Origin of the sequence: Pseudarthrobacter sp. L1SW (assembly GCF_020809045.1) — a bacterium.
In the GTDB taxonomy this organism is placed as follows: domain Bacteria; phylum Actinomycetota; class Actinomycetes; order Actinomycetales; family Micrococcaceae; genus Arthrobacter.
Map to the genome: position 1 here is coordinate 2,036,171 of NZ_CP078079.1, position 15,376 is coordinate 2,051,546.

14 protein-coding genes and 1 pseudogene are annotated in these 15,376 nt (G+C 65.7%); 9 read left to right on the top strand and 6 right to left on the bottom strand.

Annotated elements, in window-relative coordinates; translation table 11 throughout:
- Positions 1-12: 12 nt before the first annotated feature.
- From KTR40_RS09330 to KTR40_RS09365, 8 genes are all read left to right on the top strand, one after another.
- Entirely contained in the window at positions 13-408 is a 396-nt protein-coding gene (locus KTR40_RS09330) for an FKBP-type peptidyl-prolyl cis-trans isomerase (protein ID WP_104997974.1), read from the top strand.
- A 118-nt stretch (positions 409-526) separates the two neighbouring features.
- Entirely contained in the window at positions 527-2,506 is a 1,980-nt protein-coding gene (locus KTR40_RS09335) for a YafY family protein (RefSeq protein WP_228405985.1), read from the top strand.
- 10 nt (positions 2,507-2,516) lie between these two features.
- Complete coding sequence (locus KTR40_RS09340; RefSeq protein ID WP_228405987.1) at positions 2,517-2,867, top strand: hypothetical protein; 351 nt, start codon at positions 2,517-2,519, stop codon at positions 2,865-2,867.
- Between the two features lie 27 nt (positions 2,868-2,894).
- The gene (tatA, locus tag KTR40_RS09345; protein ID WP_045731378.1) at positions 2,895-3,167 is read left to right on the top strand and encodes a Sec-independent protein translocase subunit TatA; all 273 of its coding nucleotides are present in this window, start codon (positions 2,895-2,897) and stop codon (positions 3,165-3,167) included.
- A gap of 48 nt (positions 3,168-3,215) precedes the next feature.
- On the top strand, positions 3,216-4,010 hold the full coding sequence (tatC, locus tag KTR40_RS09350; RefSeq protein ID WP_228405989.1) for a twin-arginine translocase subunit TatC: 795 nt from the start codon (positions 3,216-3,218) through the stop codon (positions 4,008-4,010).
- A 20-nt stretch (positions 4,011-4,030) separates the two neighbouring features.
- The gene (locus tag KTR40_RS09355; RefSeq protein WP_139029192.1) at positions 4,031-6,964 is read left to right on the top strand and encodes an RNA helicase; all 2,934 of its coding nucleotides are present in this window, start codon (positions 4,031-4,033) and stop codon (positions 6,962-6,964) included.
- A gap of 54 nt (positions 6,965-7,018) precedes the next feature.
- The gene (locus KTR40_RS09360; RefSeq protein WP_228405991.1) at positions 7,019-8,674 is read left to right on the top strand and encodes an amidohydrolase; all 1,656 of its coding nucleotides are present in this window, start codon (positions 7,019-7,021) and stop codon (positions 8,672-8,674) included.
- 93 nt (positions 8,675-8,767) lie between these two features.
- Complete coding sequence (locus tag KTR40_RS09365) at positions 8,768-9,514, top strand: polyprenol monophosphomannose synthase (protein ID WP_228405993.1); 747 nt, start codon at positions 8,768-8,770, stop codon at positions 9,512-9,514.
- Between the two features lie 101 nt (positions 9,515-9,615).
- Here the strand turns inward: KTR40_RS09365 and KTR40_RS09370 are convergent.
- From KTR40_RS09370 to KTR40_RS09400, 6 genes and pseudogenes are all read right to left on the bottom strand, one after another.
- A pseudogene (locus KTR40_RS09370) lies at positions 9,616-10,900 on the bottom strand (IS3 family transposase).
- A 161-nt stretch (positions 10,901-11,061) separates the two neighbouring features.
- Positions 11,062-11,409 (bottom strand): RNA polymerase-binding protein RbpA, encoded by a 348-nt coding sequence (locus KTR40_RS09380; RefSeq protein ID WP_013600997.1) that lies wholly within the window; start codon positions 11,407-11,409, stop codon positions 11,062-11,064.
- A gap of 263 nt (positions 11,410-11,672) precedes the next feature.
- The gene (locus KTR40_RS09385) at positions 11,673-12,614 is read right to left on the bottom strand and encodes an SPFH domain-containing protein (protein WP_228405995.1); all 942 of its coding nucleotides are present in this window, start codon (positions 12,612-12,614) and stop codon (positions 11,673-11,675) included.
- Positions 12,615-12,647: 33 nt separating this feature from the next.
- The gene (locus KTR40_RS09390; protein ID WP_139029201.1) at positions 12,648-13,112 is read right to left on the bottom strand and encodes an NfeD family protein; all 465 of its coding nucleotides are present in this window, start codon (positions 13,110-13,112) and stop codon (positions 12,648-12,650) included.
- 125 nt (positions 13,113-13,237) lie between these two features.
- Positions 13,238-14,119, bottom strand: coding sequence for a putative RNA methyltransferase (locus KTR40_RS09395; RefSeq protein WP_228403480.1), 882 nt, complete (start codon positions 14,117-14,119; stop codon positions 13,238-13,240).
- A gap of 94 nt (positions 14,120-14,213) precedes the next feature.
- Positions 14,214-14,894 (bottom strand): peptide deformylase, encoded by a 681-nt coding sequence (locus tag KTR40_RS09400; protein WP_139029203.1) that lies wholly within the window; start codon positions 14,892-14,894, stop codon positions 14,214-14,216.
- A gap of 59 nt (positions 14,895-14,953) precedes the next feature.
- Here KTR40_RS09400 and KTR40_RS09405 point away from each other — a divergent pair, with 59 nt between their 5' ends.
- The gene (locus KTR40_RS09405) at positions 14,954-15,367 is read left to right on the top strand and encodes a nuclear transport factor 2 family protein (RefSeq protein ID WP_139029204.1); all 414 of its coding nucleotides are present in this window, start codon (positions 14,954-14,956) and stop codon (positions 15,365-15,367) included.
- Positions 15,368-15,376 lie beyond the last annotated feature (9 nt).

Below are 15,376 nucleotides of genomic sequence, written 5' to 3' on the forward strand. Positions count from 1 at the left end.
AAAGGAGTAACCATGTCATTTGGCCAACGTGATTTCGACCGCCAGAAGCCCGAAATCGACTTCCCGGAGGGCGACGTCCCCACGGAACTGGTCATTACCGACCTCATTGAGGGCGACGGGCGGGAAGCCAAAGCCGGCGACACCGTTTCCACCCACTACGTGGGCGTTGCCTGGTCAACGGGTGAAGAGTTCGACGCCTCGTGGGGCCGCGGGGCGCCGCTCGACTTCCGCGTAGGCGTCGGCCAGGTCATCCAGGGCTGGGACCAGGGCCTGCTCGGCATGAAGGTGGGCGGCCGCCGTCGACTCGAGATCCCCTCGGAGCTGGCGTACGGTTCGCGCGGCGCCGGCGGAGCCATCGCCCCGAATGAAGCCCTGATCTTCGTCGTGGACCTCGTCGGGGTCCGCTGACCGGAACCAGCCGGTAAGCGGCACCCTCCACCGCCGGGAGCGCGGCAGGACCAGGAAGTGAACACCTGGGCTGCCGCGCTTTCTGCGTTCCGGCGCGGACTTTAGTAACGTAACCAGAGTGTCCGTATCCCGTACTGAACGTCTCCTCAACCTGCTCATCGCGCTCCTGAACACCCGGTACGGCCTCCGCCGCAGTGAGCTGCGGGAAAAGGTCTACCACGACCAGTCAGGCAACGACGTTGCCTTCGGCCGGATGTTCGAACGGGACAAGAACGACCTGCGCCAGTTCGGCTTCGAGGTGGAAACGCTGACGGACTTGGGATGGAGCGAGGACGATCCCGCCACCACCCGCTACCGCATCGGAAAGGAATCGAACCGCCTTCCCGACGTCCAGCTGGGGCCGGAGGAATGGACCGTGCTCCTCCTTGCCTCACAGCTGTGGGAACGCGCCGCCCTGGGCACGTCCGCCCAAAGCGCGCTCAGGAAACTCAAGGCGTCCGGCCGCATGGCCGACGTCGGACTGCCCGCCGGTGTCCAGCCGCGGATCAAGCCCGCCGGACAGGCCTTCGATGACCTGGTCGCCGCGATGCACTCCCGGCACCCCGTCACGTTCACCTACCTCGCGGGCACCACCGGCAAGGAGGAACCGCGGACGGTGGAGCCGTGGGGGCTGGGCAGCCGGTTTGGCCAGTGGTACCTCGTGGGCCATGACCGGGTGCGGAACGCCACCCGGCATTTCCGGCTCTCCCGCTTCACCAGTGCCGTGGCAACGCTGGACAAGGAGCACTACACGCCACCCGTGGACTTCAATGTGCGGGAGGAACTGGCGCGCCTCCCGGAACTTCCGCTGCGTACCGCGGTCGTGGACGTCAGGGAAGGCCGCCTCCTGGCCCTGCGCCGGCGGAGCTCTCCTGCAGCCATGGACACCGGCCAGCCGGAGCCCGGGTATGAGCGCCTGGCCCTGCAGTTCAGGGATCCTGAGAGCCTCGCTGAGGAACTCGCCTCCTACGGGCCGGATGCGCGGGCAGTAGCGCCCGCCGAACTGGCGGGCGCCGTCCGTCGCAGGCTTCGCGCCGCGGCCGACTTCAGCGCCGCACCTGCGCCCTCCTACCGCTTCGGCGAGGCCCGCACCCGCAGTGTCCGCAAACGCACGTCCGAAGACCAGCTCAAGCGGATGCTCCAACTGGTGCCCTTCCTGGTGCACAACCAGGGACTGCACATCCAGGACGTCGCAGACCAGTTCGGCGTCAGCAGGCAAGAACTTGAGGACGACCTCCAGATCCTCATCTGCTCCGGCCTTCCCGAGGGATACCCCGATGATCTCCTGGACATCCAGTGGGACGACGACCATGTCTACATCACCCAGGACCTCGACCTGACGAAACCGGTCCGCTTCACCGTGGAGGAAGCATGCGCCCTCCTGACCGGGCTGGAGACACTGAACGGGCTGCCGGAAGTAGCTGAGGGCGGCGCCCTGGAATCAGTGACGCTCAAGCTCCTGGCGGCCGCGGGCGAGGAAGGACTCAGGGCGGCTTCCCTTTCCGGTCCCGAAGTCACCCCTGCGGAGGCCGCCACGCACGCCACCGTGCGGCAGGCGATCGAGTCCCGCTCCCAGCTTCGCCTGACGTACCTGTCGCCCCAGCGCGACTCCATCTCCGAACGCGATGTGGACCCGCTCCGGCTCTATTCCCTGGACAACACTTGGTACTTCGAGGCCTACTGCCACCTTGTCCGCGGGCTGCGGAACTTCCGCCTGGACCGCGTCCAGGAGCTGCACCCGAACGGTGCTCCCATCCCTGCCGGTATCACCCCGGCGGAGGGGGCGCCCGCAAAGCTTTTCACCGCCAACGACGACGACACCACCGTCACCGTCCAGCTCACCCGGCAGGGGAGGGGACTGGCAGATGACTACTACGCGGAACGCACCGCGGAACTGCCCGACGGCGGCCTGGTGGCTGATATCCGCTTCGGCAACACCGCCTGGCTGCCGATGTTCGTGGCCCAGCACGGCGGTTCGGCCCGAATTCTTGCACCGGACGAGTTGGCGGAGGCGGCCCGCAACTGGCTGGCGGCATCCCTGGCCATGTACGGCGGCTAGACTTCTCAGCATGCCTTGGTGGTCCTGGATCCTGATATGGGTGGCGCTCGTTGCGCTCTCGCTGCTTTTCTATGTCCTGCTGGGCATCCGGTTGTTCCGCCAGTTCATGGCAACCGTCAAGGACCTGGGGGCGGCCGGTGAAAAGCTGGGGCACTTGGGCCCTGTTGAAACGCCCGAGGCCCCAGCGCCGGCGACGCCCCGCCCTGGATCCGCGGTTTTTGCCTCGCCGTCCGTCATGAGACATGATTACGAGGCATCCAAGTCCTCCCGACAGGAAGAACGCCGCCTTCGGCGGGTGCAGCGCAAGATTGACCGGGGCCAGCCACAGGCGCTCGGCGATCTGGACTTCACCTCGAAGTAAAATTGTTTGTACACGAAAGGATTTCCCGTGGGAAGACTCTTTGATGGCCCTTGGCCCATCGTAATCATCATCGTTGTTGCTCTGCTCCTCTTTGCCGCGCCCAAACTTCCGGCCATGGCACGCAGCCTTGGCCAGTCCATGCGGATCATCAAATCCGAGGTCAAGGAAATGAAGAACGACGGCAAGACCGAATCCACTGACGCCTCAGGTCCGGTGGAAGGCACCATCGTCAACCACCCCAAGGCGAAGCCCGGTGAGCCGACAGACGGCACTGACGTTCCGCCGTCGAACCGCGCCTGACCCAAAGTGGCACTGTCGCGGGCCCGTAAAGCCAACCCCGAGGGGCGGATGGCTCTTTGGGACCACCTCAAAGAGCTGAAAAACCGGCTGATCAAGTCGGCTATCGGCGTCGTCATTGGCGGCATCGGGGGCTGGATACTTTACGATCCGCTGCTGAAGGCGTTGGCCGAGCCGGTCAACCGCATCTCAGAGCAAACCGGCGGGCTCTCGGCTATCAACTTCGGCAGCATTGCGTCTCCGTTCGATTTCAAGCTGCAAATGTCGCTCCTCATCGGCGTGGTCATTTCCAGCCCCATCTGGATCTACCAGCTCTGGGCGTTTATCACGCCCGGCCTGACCTCCAAGGAACGCCGCTACACACTGGGGTACATGGCGGCAGCCGTCCCGTTGTTCCTGGCCGGCATCTGGGCCGGCTGGCTTGTTGTGCCGCAGGTGGTCCACGCCCTGACGCAGTTCACCCCGGAGGGGTCCTCGAGCGTCATCGACGCCCGCACCTACATCGAGTTCGTGACCCGGATGGTCCTGGTCCTGGGCCTTGCCTTCCTGGTTCCCGTGGTGCTTGTAGGCATCAACATGGCCGGCATCATCTCCGGCCGCACCATCCTTAAAGCCTGGCGCATAACGGTGTTTCTGGTGTTCGTCCTGGCGGCCATCGCCGCTCCCGGAGCGGACGCCATCTCGATGTTCATGCTGGCCGGTCCGCTGCTGGTGCTTTTCTTTGCCGCGATCGGCATCTGCCTGATGAACGACAAGCGCCGCGAACGCAGGACAGCCAAACGGGCAGCTGAAACCGAAGCCACGGCAGACATCGCCACCCCCGGCAGTGAGCTCAAGAACCTCTGAGCGCCCGTTAGGCTTGGGGTATGTCCTCCAACACCGGGCCTTCGTCCATTGGACCGTTCCCTGCCGGGCCCAGCGAGCCTGAAGAGCTCTCTCCCGCCGAGCGGTACCGTGCCAGCGCCGAGCGCAGGGCCGAAGCGGCGACCTACCTCGGAGCCTTCGTCCGCACCCTCGACTTCGAACTGGACGACTTCCAGCGGCAGTCATGCCGCTCCCTCCAGGAGGGCAGGGGAGTGCTGGTGGCGGCACCCACCGGTGCCGGCAAGACCATCGTCGGTGAATTCGCCATCTACCTGGCGCTGCAGCGGGGCCTGAAGGCGTTCTACACCACCCCCATCAAAGCCCTCAGCAACCAGAAGTTCACCGAACTCTCGGAAAAATACGGCGCCCAAAACGTTGGCCTGCTCACGGGCGACACCAGCATCAATGGCGACGCCCCCGTCGTCGTGATGACCACAGAAGTCCTGCGGAACATGCTGTACGCGGATTCGGCAACGCTGGACGATCTTGGCTACGTGGTGATGGACGAGGTGCACTACCTTGCCGACAGGTTCCGCGGTGCCGTCTGGGAGGAAGTGATCATCCACCTGCCCAGCGAGGTTCAGGTGGTCTCACTCAGCGCCACCGTCTCGAACGCCGAGGAGTTTGGAGCCTGGCTGGATACTGTCCGCGGTGATACCGACATCATCGTCTCCGAGCACCGTCCGGTACCCCTCTGGCAGCACGTGATGGTTGGCCGCCAGATCATGGACCTGTTCGCAGGCGAGGTCACCTTTGACGAAATTGCCCCGCCCGTGGACGACGGGGAGACGCAGCCGGTCTCGTCCGGGGACAGTGCCAGGGGGCGCGGCTTCGACGTCAATCCGGACCTCCTTACCGTGGCGCGCAGCGAGAGCCAGCAGAGCTTCCGGAGCCGCCAGGGCGGACCGGCCGGGCGCGGCCAACGCGGCCGGCGCGGCAACGAACGGCCCGGCCGGGGCAGCGACGAGCGGGGAGTCCGCCCCGCCAGCCGCCCGCAGGTCATCGCAAGCCTTGACCGCATGGACCTGTTGCCGGCCATCACCTTCATCTTTTCCAGGGCCGGCTGCGACGCCGCCGTGGCCCAGTGCGTGGGCTCGGGGCTGTGGCTGACCACGGAGAAGGAGCAGCGGATCATTGCCCAGCGCGTGGACGAAGCGGGCCAGGATATCCCGCCGGACGACCTCGACATCCTGGGCTTCTGGACCTGGCGTGACGGCCTGATCCGAGGCTTTGCCGCCCACCACGCCGGGATGCTGCCCACGTTCAAGGAAGTGGTGGAGAAGCTCTTTGCCGACGGCCTGGTCAAAGCCGTTTTCGCCACGGAGACCCTGGCCCTGGGCGTCAACATGCCTGCCCGCTCGGTGGTGCTGGAGAAGCTGGACAAGTTCAATGGTGAAGCCCACGTGGACATCACCGCAGGGGAGTACACGCAGCTGACCGGCCGCGCAGGCCGCCGCGGCATCGATGTCGAAGGCCATGCCGTGGTGCTGTGGCAGCCAGGAACGGACCCGACGGCGGTCGCTGGCCTGGCGTCCCGGCGCACCTACCCCCTGAACTCAAGCTTCCGGCCCACGTACAACATGAGCATCAACCTTCTGGCCCAGTTCGGCCGTGCCAGGGCGCGCGAAATCCTTGAATCCTCCTTCGCCCAGTTCCAGGCTGACCGTTCCGTGGTCGGCCTGGCCAAGCAGGTGCGCAGCCGGGAGGAATCGCTGGCCGGATATGCCAAATCAATGACGTGCCATCTGGGCGATTTCACCGAGTACGCCCGGCTGCGGAGGGAACTCTCCGACGCCGAAAACGCCGGCTCGCGCACCAAGTCCCGCGCCCGGAAATCGCTCAGCGACGATTCCCTCGCCCGCCTGCTGCCGGGGGACGTGGTAGACGTTCCCGGCGGCAGGGCGCCCGGTCCGGCCATCGTGCTCAGTTCGGACCACAGCAGCCGCGAGCCGCGGCCCGCCGTCCTGACGCTGGACAACCAGCTGCGGAGAATTGGAACCGACGATCTTGAGGGCCCCATTGCGCCCGTGACCCGCATCCGCATTCCGAAGTCCTTTAACGCCAAGGTGCCCAAATCCCGCCGCGACCTTGCCTCCTCGGCCCGGAATGCGCTCCGCGAGAACCGGCCGCCTGCCCCGGGCAATAACCGGAACAACGACTTCGGCCTCGCAACGGCGCTGCCCAACCAGGAAAAGCGCATCGCCGACCTCCGCCGCGCCCTCCGGGCCCACCCGTGCCACGGCTGCAGCGAGCGGGAAGACCATGCACGCTGGTCCGAACGCTGGTGGAAGCTGCGGCGGGAAACGGACGGGCTGGTGCGCCAGATCCAGGGCCGCACCAACACCATCGCCAAGACCTTCGACCGCGTCTGCGACGTCCTGACCGCGTATGGGTACCTGGAGCCGGCTGCCGACGGCCGGCTGGGCATCAGTCCCGACGGCCAGCGGCTGCGGCGGATCTACGGGGAGAAGGACCTCCTCATTTCCCAGTCCCTGCGCCTGGGCGCCTTCGACGACCTGGACGCCGTGGAGGTAGCGGCCCTGGCCAGCGTGCTGGTGTACCAGGCCAAACGGGAGGACCGGGGGCTCCGGCCCCGGATGCCCAGCATCTCCCTGGAGACCTCGGTGGACATTGTCATCCGCGAATGGTCTGCCCTGGAAGACGTGGAGGAGGAGAACAAGCTTCCGCTGACCGGAGAACCCGAACTGGGCCTCGTCTGGCCTGTCTACAAGTGGGCCCGTGGCCGCCACCTGCAGGACGTCCTGAGCGGCACGGACCTGGCGGCCGGTGACTTTGTCCGCTGGGTCAAGCAGGTTATCGACCTCCTGGACCAGCTCGCCAAGATTCCAGGCCTGGATCCCCGCCTTGCCCGGCTCTGCGCCGAAGCCATCTCACTGATCCGCCGCGGCGTTGTGGCCTATTCCTCCGTACTCTGACAAGCTTCGCCGGCCACCCGCCGGCCCATACCAACCCCAGGAGCACTGCCCCGCATGTCCCACCCCGAACCGCTGCCCGCTACCCGAACGAAGACCGTCCTCTACCGGAACGGGTCCGTCTACACCGCCGCGGACCCGTTCGCCACGGCCATGGTGGTGGACGGCGGCACGGTCGCCTGGGTGGGGTCGGAACAGGCTGCCTCATCCATCGTGGACAGTTCCATGGAGGTCATCGATCTCCGGGGCGCCCTGGTGGCGCCGGGCTTTGTGGACTCCCACATCCACCTGACGGAGACCGGCATCGCGCTGGAGTCACTGCAGCTGGCCGGAGTCCGTTCGGCCAAGGAACTGCTGGACGCCGTGGCCGGCGTCCCCGGCAACGGTCCTGTCCTGGGCCACGGCTGGGACGAAACCACCTGGGTGGACGGGGCCCTGCCCACAGCCGAGGAACTGGAACGGGCTTCCGCCGGGCGCCTCGTGTACCTCTCCCGGGTGGACGTGCACTCAGCCCTGGTGTCCGGGTCCCTGGCCAGCGCGTCGGGCGTCCGGGAACTGGACGGGTTCGACGGCGGCGCGACGGTCCGCAGGGAGGCGCACACGGCTGTCCGCCAGGCTACGCGCCGGCTGCCGCAGGACGAACTGCGGCGGCACCAGGGCCGCGCGTTGTCCGAAGCGGCAGCGAACGGCTATGTGGCAGTGGCAGAAATGGGCGCACCGCACATCGGCGGCGCAGAGGACCTGCGGCTTGCAGCCGAATGGAACAACAGCAGCCCGGAAAGCGCCGGAGTCCCTGAAGTCCTGCCCTACTGGGGGGAGCTGGCCACCTCCGAAGAGCATGCGCGCCGGCTCGTCGGCCAGTTCGGCTTTGGCGTACGGGGACTGGCCGGCGACCTCAACATCGACGGCTCCATCGGGTCACGGACGGCTGGCCTGAGGTCCGCATACACGGACGCTCCCGTCGAGCAGGGGAGCCTGTACCTGACGGTTGATGAAGCTGCCGCACACCTCGCCGCCTGCTCGCTTGCAGGGGTCCAGGGCGGGTTCCATGTTATCGGCGATGCCGGGCTGGATACTGCGCTGGCCGCCCTTGAGTTGGCTGCCCGTGAGGTGGGTGAGCAGCGCGTGCGCGCTGCCGGCCACCGCTTTGAACACGTGGAAATGGTTGATGCAGCCGCCGTCGGGACCCTGGCCCGCTATGCGGTAACCGTCAGCGCGCAGCCGGCGTTCGACGCTGCCTGGGGCGGTCCCGGCGGGCTGTACGAGCAAAGGCTGGGGGAGCGGAGCCGGTCCATGAACCCGTTTGCCACGCTCTTCGCAGCCGGGGTTCCGGTGTGCTTCGGCAGCGACAGCCCCGTGACCCCGTTGCGGCCATGGTCCAGCGTCCGCGCCTGCCTGGAGCACAACAACCAGGACGAGCGGATCTCAGCCCGCGCCGCATTCCTGGGCCACACCAGGGCCGGCTGGCGGGCAGCTAAGCATTCGGACCCCATGGCAGGACAGCTAGTGCCGGGGGCTCCCGCGAGCTTCGCTGTGTGGGAGGTCGAGGAACTGATGGTCCAGGTGGCGGACGGCCGCGTCCAGTCCTGGAGCACCGATCCAAGGGCCCGGACACCGCTGCTGCCTGCCCTGGACACCGGCACTGACCCGGTGTGCCTGCAAACGGTCCGGAACGGCGTCGAACTTTTCGCTAGTCCCGCCCTCCGGTCTTGACCAGGCGCCCGCCACACTATAATTGGTAGTTGCGCCTGCCGGAGCTCTCATTGCGGCCGGCGCTCTGACCGTTTCCCCCAGGAAAGGCCCTTTGTGCGCGTCCTCACGATCATTCCCACCTACAACGAGCTGGAATCGCTGCCCAAGACCCTCCAGCGGCTTCGCGCGGCGGTCCCGGCGTCCGACGTTTTGGTGGTGGATGACAACAGCCCTGACGGCACCGGCCAGCTCGCGGACCGTTTCGCTGCCGAGGACAGCCAGGTGCACGTCCTGCACCGCAAGGGCAAGGAGGGCCTGGGCGCCGCGTACATTGCCGGCTTCCGGTGGGGGCTGGACGCAGGCTATGACGTCCTGGTTGAAATGGACGCTGACGGTTCCCACCAGCCAGAGCAGCTTCCCCAGCTCCTGGAAGCCGTCGAGCAGGGCGCCGACCTGGCCATGGGCTCCCGGTGGGTTCCCGGCGGCAGCGTGGTCAACTGGCCCCTCTACCGCCAGGCCATTTCGAGGGTGGGAAGCACCTACGCCCGGCTCATGCTGGGTTTGAAGATCAAGGACGTCACGGGCGGTTACCGTGCGTTCCGCAGGACAACCCTGGAAAAGCTGAACCTGGACCAGGTGGACTCGGTCGGCTACGGCTTCCAGGTGGACCTCGCCTTCCGCGTGGCGCGCATGGGCCTCCGCATCGAGGAACGTCCCATTACTTTCGTGGAGCGGGAACTCGGTGCCTCCAAGATGAGCGGCAACATCGTGCTCGAAGCCATGGTCAACGTCACCAAATGGGGCCTGCAGGCCCGCTGGAACACCCTGACCCGCAGGAAAGCAGCTGCGCAGCAGCCGTAACCGCTGGACACGGTGCTGAAGAAACTGGATTAACAGGAAGGGGCCTGTCCCTGCACCGAGTGTGAACTGGTCCCCGAAAGCTGGACTGGCTAAGTAAGAGCCTAAGCCGCAAGGGCCTGAGCACGGTATTGCACCGGGCTCAGGCCCTTGAGCTTTGTTGAGATCCGGTCGTTGTTGTACCAGCGGATGTACTCGTGCAGTGCCGTGGTGAGTGCGTCGGTGTTGAGGAACCGGACACGGTGGAATAGCTCTTCTTTGAGGTGTCCGAAGAAGTTCTCCATTACGGCGTTGTCGTAGCAGTTGGCTTTGCGGGACATCGATTGGATGGCGCCGGCGCTCTTCAGGAGAGTTCGCCAGGAAGCGTGCTGGTACTGAAAGCCTTGGTCCGAATGCACCAGCGGCTGCTGGCCATGATCGAGTCTGCTGAGGGCCTCGCGCAGCGAAGTGTTGGTGAGCTCCAGGTTCGGGGACGAGCTGATGGTGTGGGAAATGATTTGTCGGTCGAAAAGGTCCATGACCGGTGAGAGGTAAAGTTTCCGGTCCCCGACCCGAAACTCGGTTACATCTGTCACCCATTTCCTGTTGGGGCCATCGGCCTCAAACTTCCGATTGAGTATGTTCGGGGCAACCTTCCCCTGGTCACCCTTGTAGGAGCTGTAACGCTTCTTTCGCCGGACTTTGCAGACGAGACGCATCGCATGCATGAGTTTCAGCACGGTCTTCTTGGCGATCGTCCATCCTTGCTTGACCAGCTCTGCATGGATCCGCCTGTGCCCGTACCGGCCATGGTTCTTCTCGAAAATGTCGATGACCTTGGCCTTAATCGCCTCCATGGGGTCGGGAGCTTGGAGACGGGCCTGATGGTAGAAGAATGTGGACCTGGCAAGACCTGTGACCTGAAGCAGTGCCGAGAGGGAAAAGTCAGCCTTGAGAGCGATGAGGGCTTGAACCTTCACCGTCGTTCCTGCGCCCTCAAGGCCCGCAATTTTCCCAGGTAAGCCACCTCGGCCCGCAAACGCTCGTTTTCCCGCCGGAGTCGTTCCAGTTCCGATAGCTCCACTGGTGGCGGGCCGCCGGTCTTACTGGGTCGGCCTTTTGCTTTCGGGCGCAGGGCGTCCGCCCCCTCCCGGCGATATGCGCGAGCCCACGTTTCCAGAAGTTTGGGTGATGACAGGCCAGCTTCTGAAGCGAGATCTTGCGCAGTCTCGCCTGCAGCGAAGCGTTTGACCAGACCGAGCTTGAATTCAAACGAGTATGCGCGTTTTGTCGGCTTAGTCATCAACGCTCCCCGGCCATGGATCTTCCACCGCAGATAAAGACGACGGACCGGCGAGCGGGCGACGCCCAGCAAGTTGGCCGTCGCCGTATCGGCAACGCCCTTCTCAAACCACGTTACAACGACCTCGCGCTGATCCTCCGATAACGAACTAGACGCACGCATAAAACTGCTCCCCGGGAGTCGGAACTGAATTTCTCAGTCCAACTTCCGGGGAGCAGTTCAGTGCAGGGACAGGCCCCTTCGAGTTAAGGCCTTGGGCTGGAGTCCGTTAGGCGGAGCGCCGTTCTCCGCGGCGTTCGCGCAGGATAGTCAGCCGGTCTTCGAGGATCTGCTCCAGCTCGGGGAGCGAGCGGCGTTCCAGGAGCATGTCCCAGTGCGTACGGACCGCTTTGTCGTTGCTGGTATCGGGACGTTCGCCATCAACCAGGAGGGCTTCCTTGCCGGTCTTCGAAACCCAGACCGGGGGGATTTCCGCTTCCGAGGAGAACGTAACGAAGACCTGCTCGCCGTCTTCGCACCGGTACTCGACACGCTGGCGCGGAGCCGGCTCGACTCCGGACTCGGTCTCCATGCTCTGCGCGCCAAGGCGCATGCCCCGCAGGCTGCGATCGCTCATGATTTCTCCCTCTGGTCGGTTCGCGGTGTACAACACCGCGCCAGCCGGCGGTGACAAGCACTGCCGGACTACTGTGTGCTCTGTGCTGCATCTTTAGATTCAACGCATCGCGAAGCTTTGTTGTTCCAGCGGATCTGCTCCAGCCGGACAAATACACAATTATACCGGCGCGGGGCCGGAACAGCCAAAAGAGGGCCCGTGGCTGCACGGACCCCTCCTCGGAACCGGCAACGACGGTCAGCCGGCACTCGCGGTGCTGGGCCTTAGGGCTCCGACGGCTTGGCGCCAACCTCGTCGAACAGGCCTCCCGTGGACTCGGGGCTGGTTCCGCCGAGGGCGTTGCCGATTCCCTTGAGTGCCTCGCCGACTTCGCTGGGAATGATCCACAGCTTGTTGGAGGAGCCTTCTGCCAGCTTTGGCAGGGTCTGCAGGTACTGGTACGCCAAGAGTTTCTGGTCGGGATTTCCGCGGTGGATGGCGTCAAAGACCTTTTGGATGGCCTGCGCCTCCCCATCGGCGCGGAGGATGGCGGCCTTGGCGTCGCCTTCCGCCTTGAGGATGGCCGCCTGCCGCTGGCCCTCGGCGGTCAGGATGGCGGACTGCTTGGTTCCTTCGGCGGTCAGGATCGCGGCCCGGCGGTCGCGTTCGGCACGCATCTGCTTTTCCATCGAGTCCTGGATGGAGTGGGGCGGATCGATGGCCTTCAGTTCCACTCGCGAAACACGGATGCCCCAGCGGCCGGTGGCCTCGTCCAGGACGCCGCGGAGCTGTCCGTTGATCTGGTCCCGGGAGGTGAGCGCCTCCTCCAGGTTCAGCCCGCCCACCACGTTGCGCAGGGTGGTGGTGGTGAGCTGCTCCACGGCCTGGATGTAGTTGGCGATCTCATACGTGGCGGCGCGCGGGTCCGTGACTTGGAAATACACCACGGTATCGATCGAGACCACCAGGTTGTCCTCAGTGATGACAGGCTGCGGCGGGAAAGAGACCACCTGCTCGCGCAGGTCCAGCAGCGGCAGGAGCCGGTCCACGAACGGAATCAGGATGGTCAGTCCCGGATTGAGCGTCCGCTGGTATTTGCCCAGCCGTTCAACAACACCTGCCCGTGCCTGTGGAATGATCCGGATGGCCCGGACCAGGACGATGATCACAAACACGATTAGGACCACCAGCACAATGGCGAGGGCGGCTCCTCCTGCGTTATCCATACATTTCCTTCTTCCCCAATTGATCAGGCAGTATCAAGGCCTGGTGTCTGATTCCGACGCTGCCGAAACCACGGCGGTGGCACCGTCGATGGCGGCCACCACTACTTTTTGCCCGGCAGGAAGGACTCCCGCGGCTGAGCGGGCACTCCAGATGTCCCCGCCGATTTTGACCAGGCCGCCGTCGGAGGAGACGGGTTCCATGACAATGGCGTGTTCGCCGATCAGGCGGTCAACATTGGTCCGCTGTTCGGACGGGCCCTTCTTCAGATGCGACAGGGCCACCGGCCGGACGAAGGCGATCATGAGCAGGGAGACGACGCAGAAAACCACGATTTGCAGCCAGAGGTCCGCGCCGGCGAAGTCAGCCACGAGGGCGGCGAGGGTTCCTCCGCCGAGCATGATGAAAAACAGGTCAAGGGTGATCATCTCGATCACTGCAAAAGCGAGGAAAGCGGTGAGCCACAGTGCCCACCAGTTCTCGCCCAACCATTCGAACAACGTGCTCCCCCTTCGCTACGGGGAGCCGCTACCGCGGACCCACCAGCAACTGTCCTTCCATCCTAGTGCGGGCAGCCGTGGCATGGGTGGGCCGCAGGCAGTTGCAGTAGATAGTGGCCAATCCGTTATTGGATGGGGGCTTTGGCGGGGCGGAAGACTGTCAGGCGGAACCGGGCTTCCGAGACAACGGGCTCCGGCTGGCCCTCCAGCCTTGCGGCGATGGCGGTTCGGCCGCTGTGATGCCCCGCCGGGCCCATGAACGCAAGGTCGGCCGCCTCCCGGCGGGTGAGCGCCAGGGGGAAGTCGACGTCCCGGGCTGTCTCGACCGTGAAGTGCGCTTCCATTGCCCCGGCCAGCCGGCTCTCCTTGCCTTCTTCAATACTGAGCATGCCGGTCACGTCCGCGATGGAGGCGAGGTGGCCGGGCCGGGGCGTGACCACCGTCAGCCGGCCTGTTGGCCGCAGGACGCGGGCGAACTCCGCTGCGTTCCTGGGCGCGAAAATAACGGTGATGGCGTCGACTGAGTTGTCCTTCACGGGCAGCGGCTGCCAGATGTCCCAGGCGACGTTCACCGCCTCCGCGTTGAGCCGGGCGGCTCGCCGCAGGGCGAACTTGGAGATGTCCAGGCCAAGGGCTGCCACCTCCCGGCCGTCGGCCACCGCTGCGTCGAGCAGGACGCGCAGGTAATGTCCGGTTCCGGTTCCGGAGTCAAGGACGACGGCGTGTTCCCCTGGAAGGGTAGGGACGACGGCGGCTGCCACCGCCTGCGCCAGCGGCAGGTAGTGCCCCTGCCCCAGGAAGTTGAAGCGGGCTTCCACCATCTCGGCGGTGTCGGCCTCGAACGCGGTGCCTTTTCCCACCAGCAGGTTGAAGTACCCCTGCCTGGCGGCATCAAAGCTGTGGGACGAGCCGCAGACGAGACGGCTTTGGCCGGAGGGGTGCGGTCCCGCCAGCTCCAGCGGCTGGAAGCACACGGGGCACAGCAAGGGCAGGTTGGGAGCGGGCATAGCCACCATCTTAGGGCGGCCCGCCTGGCCGCCTGCCCGGTTGCTGTACTGGATCGTGCCCGCCGCGGCAGCCCGTCGCCCCGGCTGGGTCCGCCTAGGATCCGGCGGCGCTGACCGGGCCGGTATCGAACCCGAGCCCTGCCCTGGCCTTGCCGATCCCGGGCTCCGCCCAGTGGGCGGCGTATTCCGCGTTGCTGCTGAGCGAGCGCAGCTGCGCCCGGTCCACGTACAGCACACCGTTCAGGTGGTCGGTTTCGTGCTGCACAATGCGGGCCTGCCAGCCTGCGAATTCCCGCTGCGCCGGCGAGCCGTCCGGCGCCTGGAAGTCCAGCAGGACGTTCTGGGGCCGGGCCACGACTGCCTGGAGGCCGTTCAAGGAGAGGCAACCCTCGTAAAAGGAGGCATACTCCGTTCCCAGCGGGGTGTACCGGGGGTTCAGGAGCGCCAGGAACTCCAGGGGGCTGCGCTTGCGCAGCGCAGCGGCCTCCGGATCGACGTCGTACTGGTCCTCCACAACGGCGATCTGGAGGGGGATGCCGAGCTGCGGCGCTGCCAGTCCCACACCGGGGGCCTCGTGCATGACCTGCCGCATGAGGGCAATAAGGCGGTCCAGCTGGTCTGGGGAGAGCTGGCCGTCAAAGGCGGCGGCGCGCTGCCGAAGGGCGGGGTGGCCGGCCTGCACGATAGGCGGGAGGGTGCCTGCTGAGAGGATCCGTTCCACGGTTTCCCGGATCTGTTCATCGCTGAGGGTGGTCTCAGGCGGGATGGGGCTCATGCAGAAAGCCTACTGGCCGGGCGCCACCCTGCCGGGCACGGTGGGTTAGTGTCGTTTCCATGGCTGAAGACCCCTCCCTGAGCACCTCTCCGCTGGACCGCGTCCTCGGATTCATCCGGGTTCTGGAAGCAGGCGGAGGCGCCGCTGAGGTCAGGCCCTACCTGGCGGACGACTTCGTGCTGGTGGAGGCACCGCACCTGCTGGCGCCGGCAGGCTCCACCCGTTCGCTCGCTTCGGTCCTTGCCGGCGCGGAACGAAGCTCCGAGGTGGTGTCCGGGCAGAAGTTCAGCATTCGGCGGACCACCTGTGAAGGCGGCAGGGTGGCCGTGGAGGCAGACTGGTCCGCGACGGTCCAGATGGACCTCCCCTACTGGGACCGGGGGGAGACCATCCGGGCCAGGACGTCGTCGGTTTTTGAGGTCGCTGACGGAAAGATCGTGAGCCAGGACAGCTACGACTGCTACTTTCGGTAACTCGCCCCG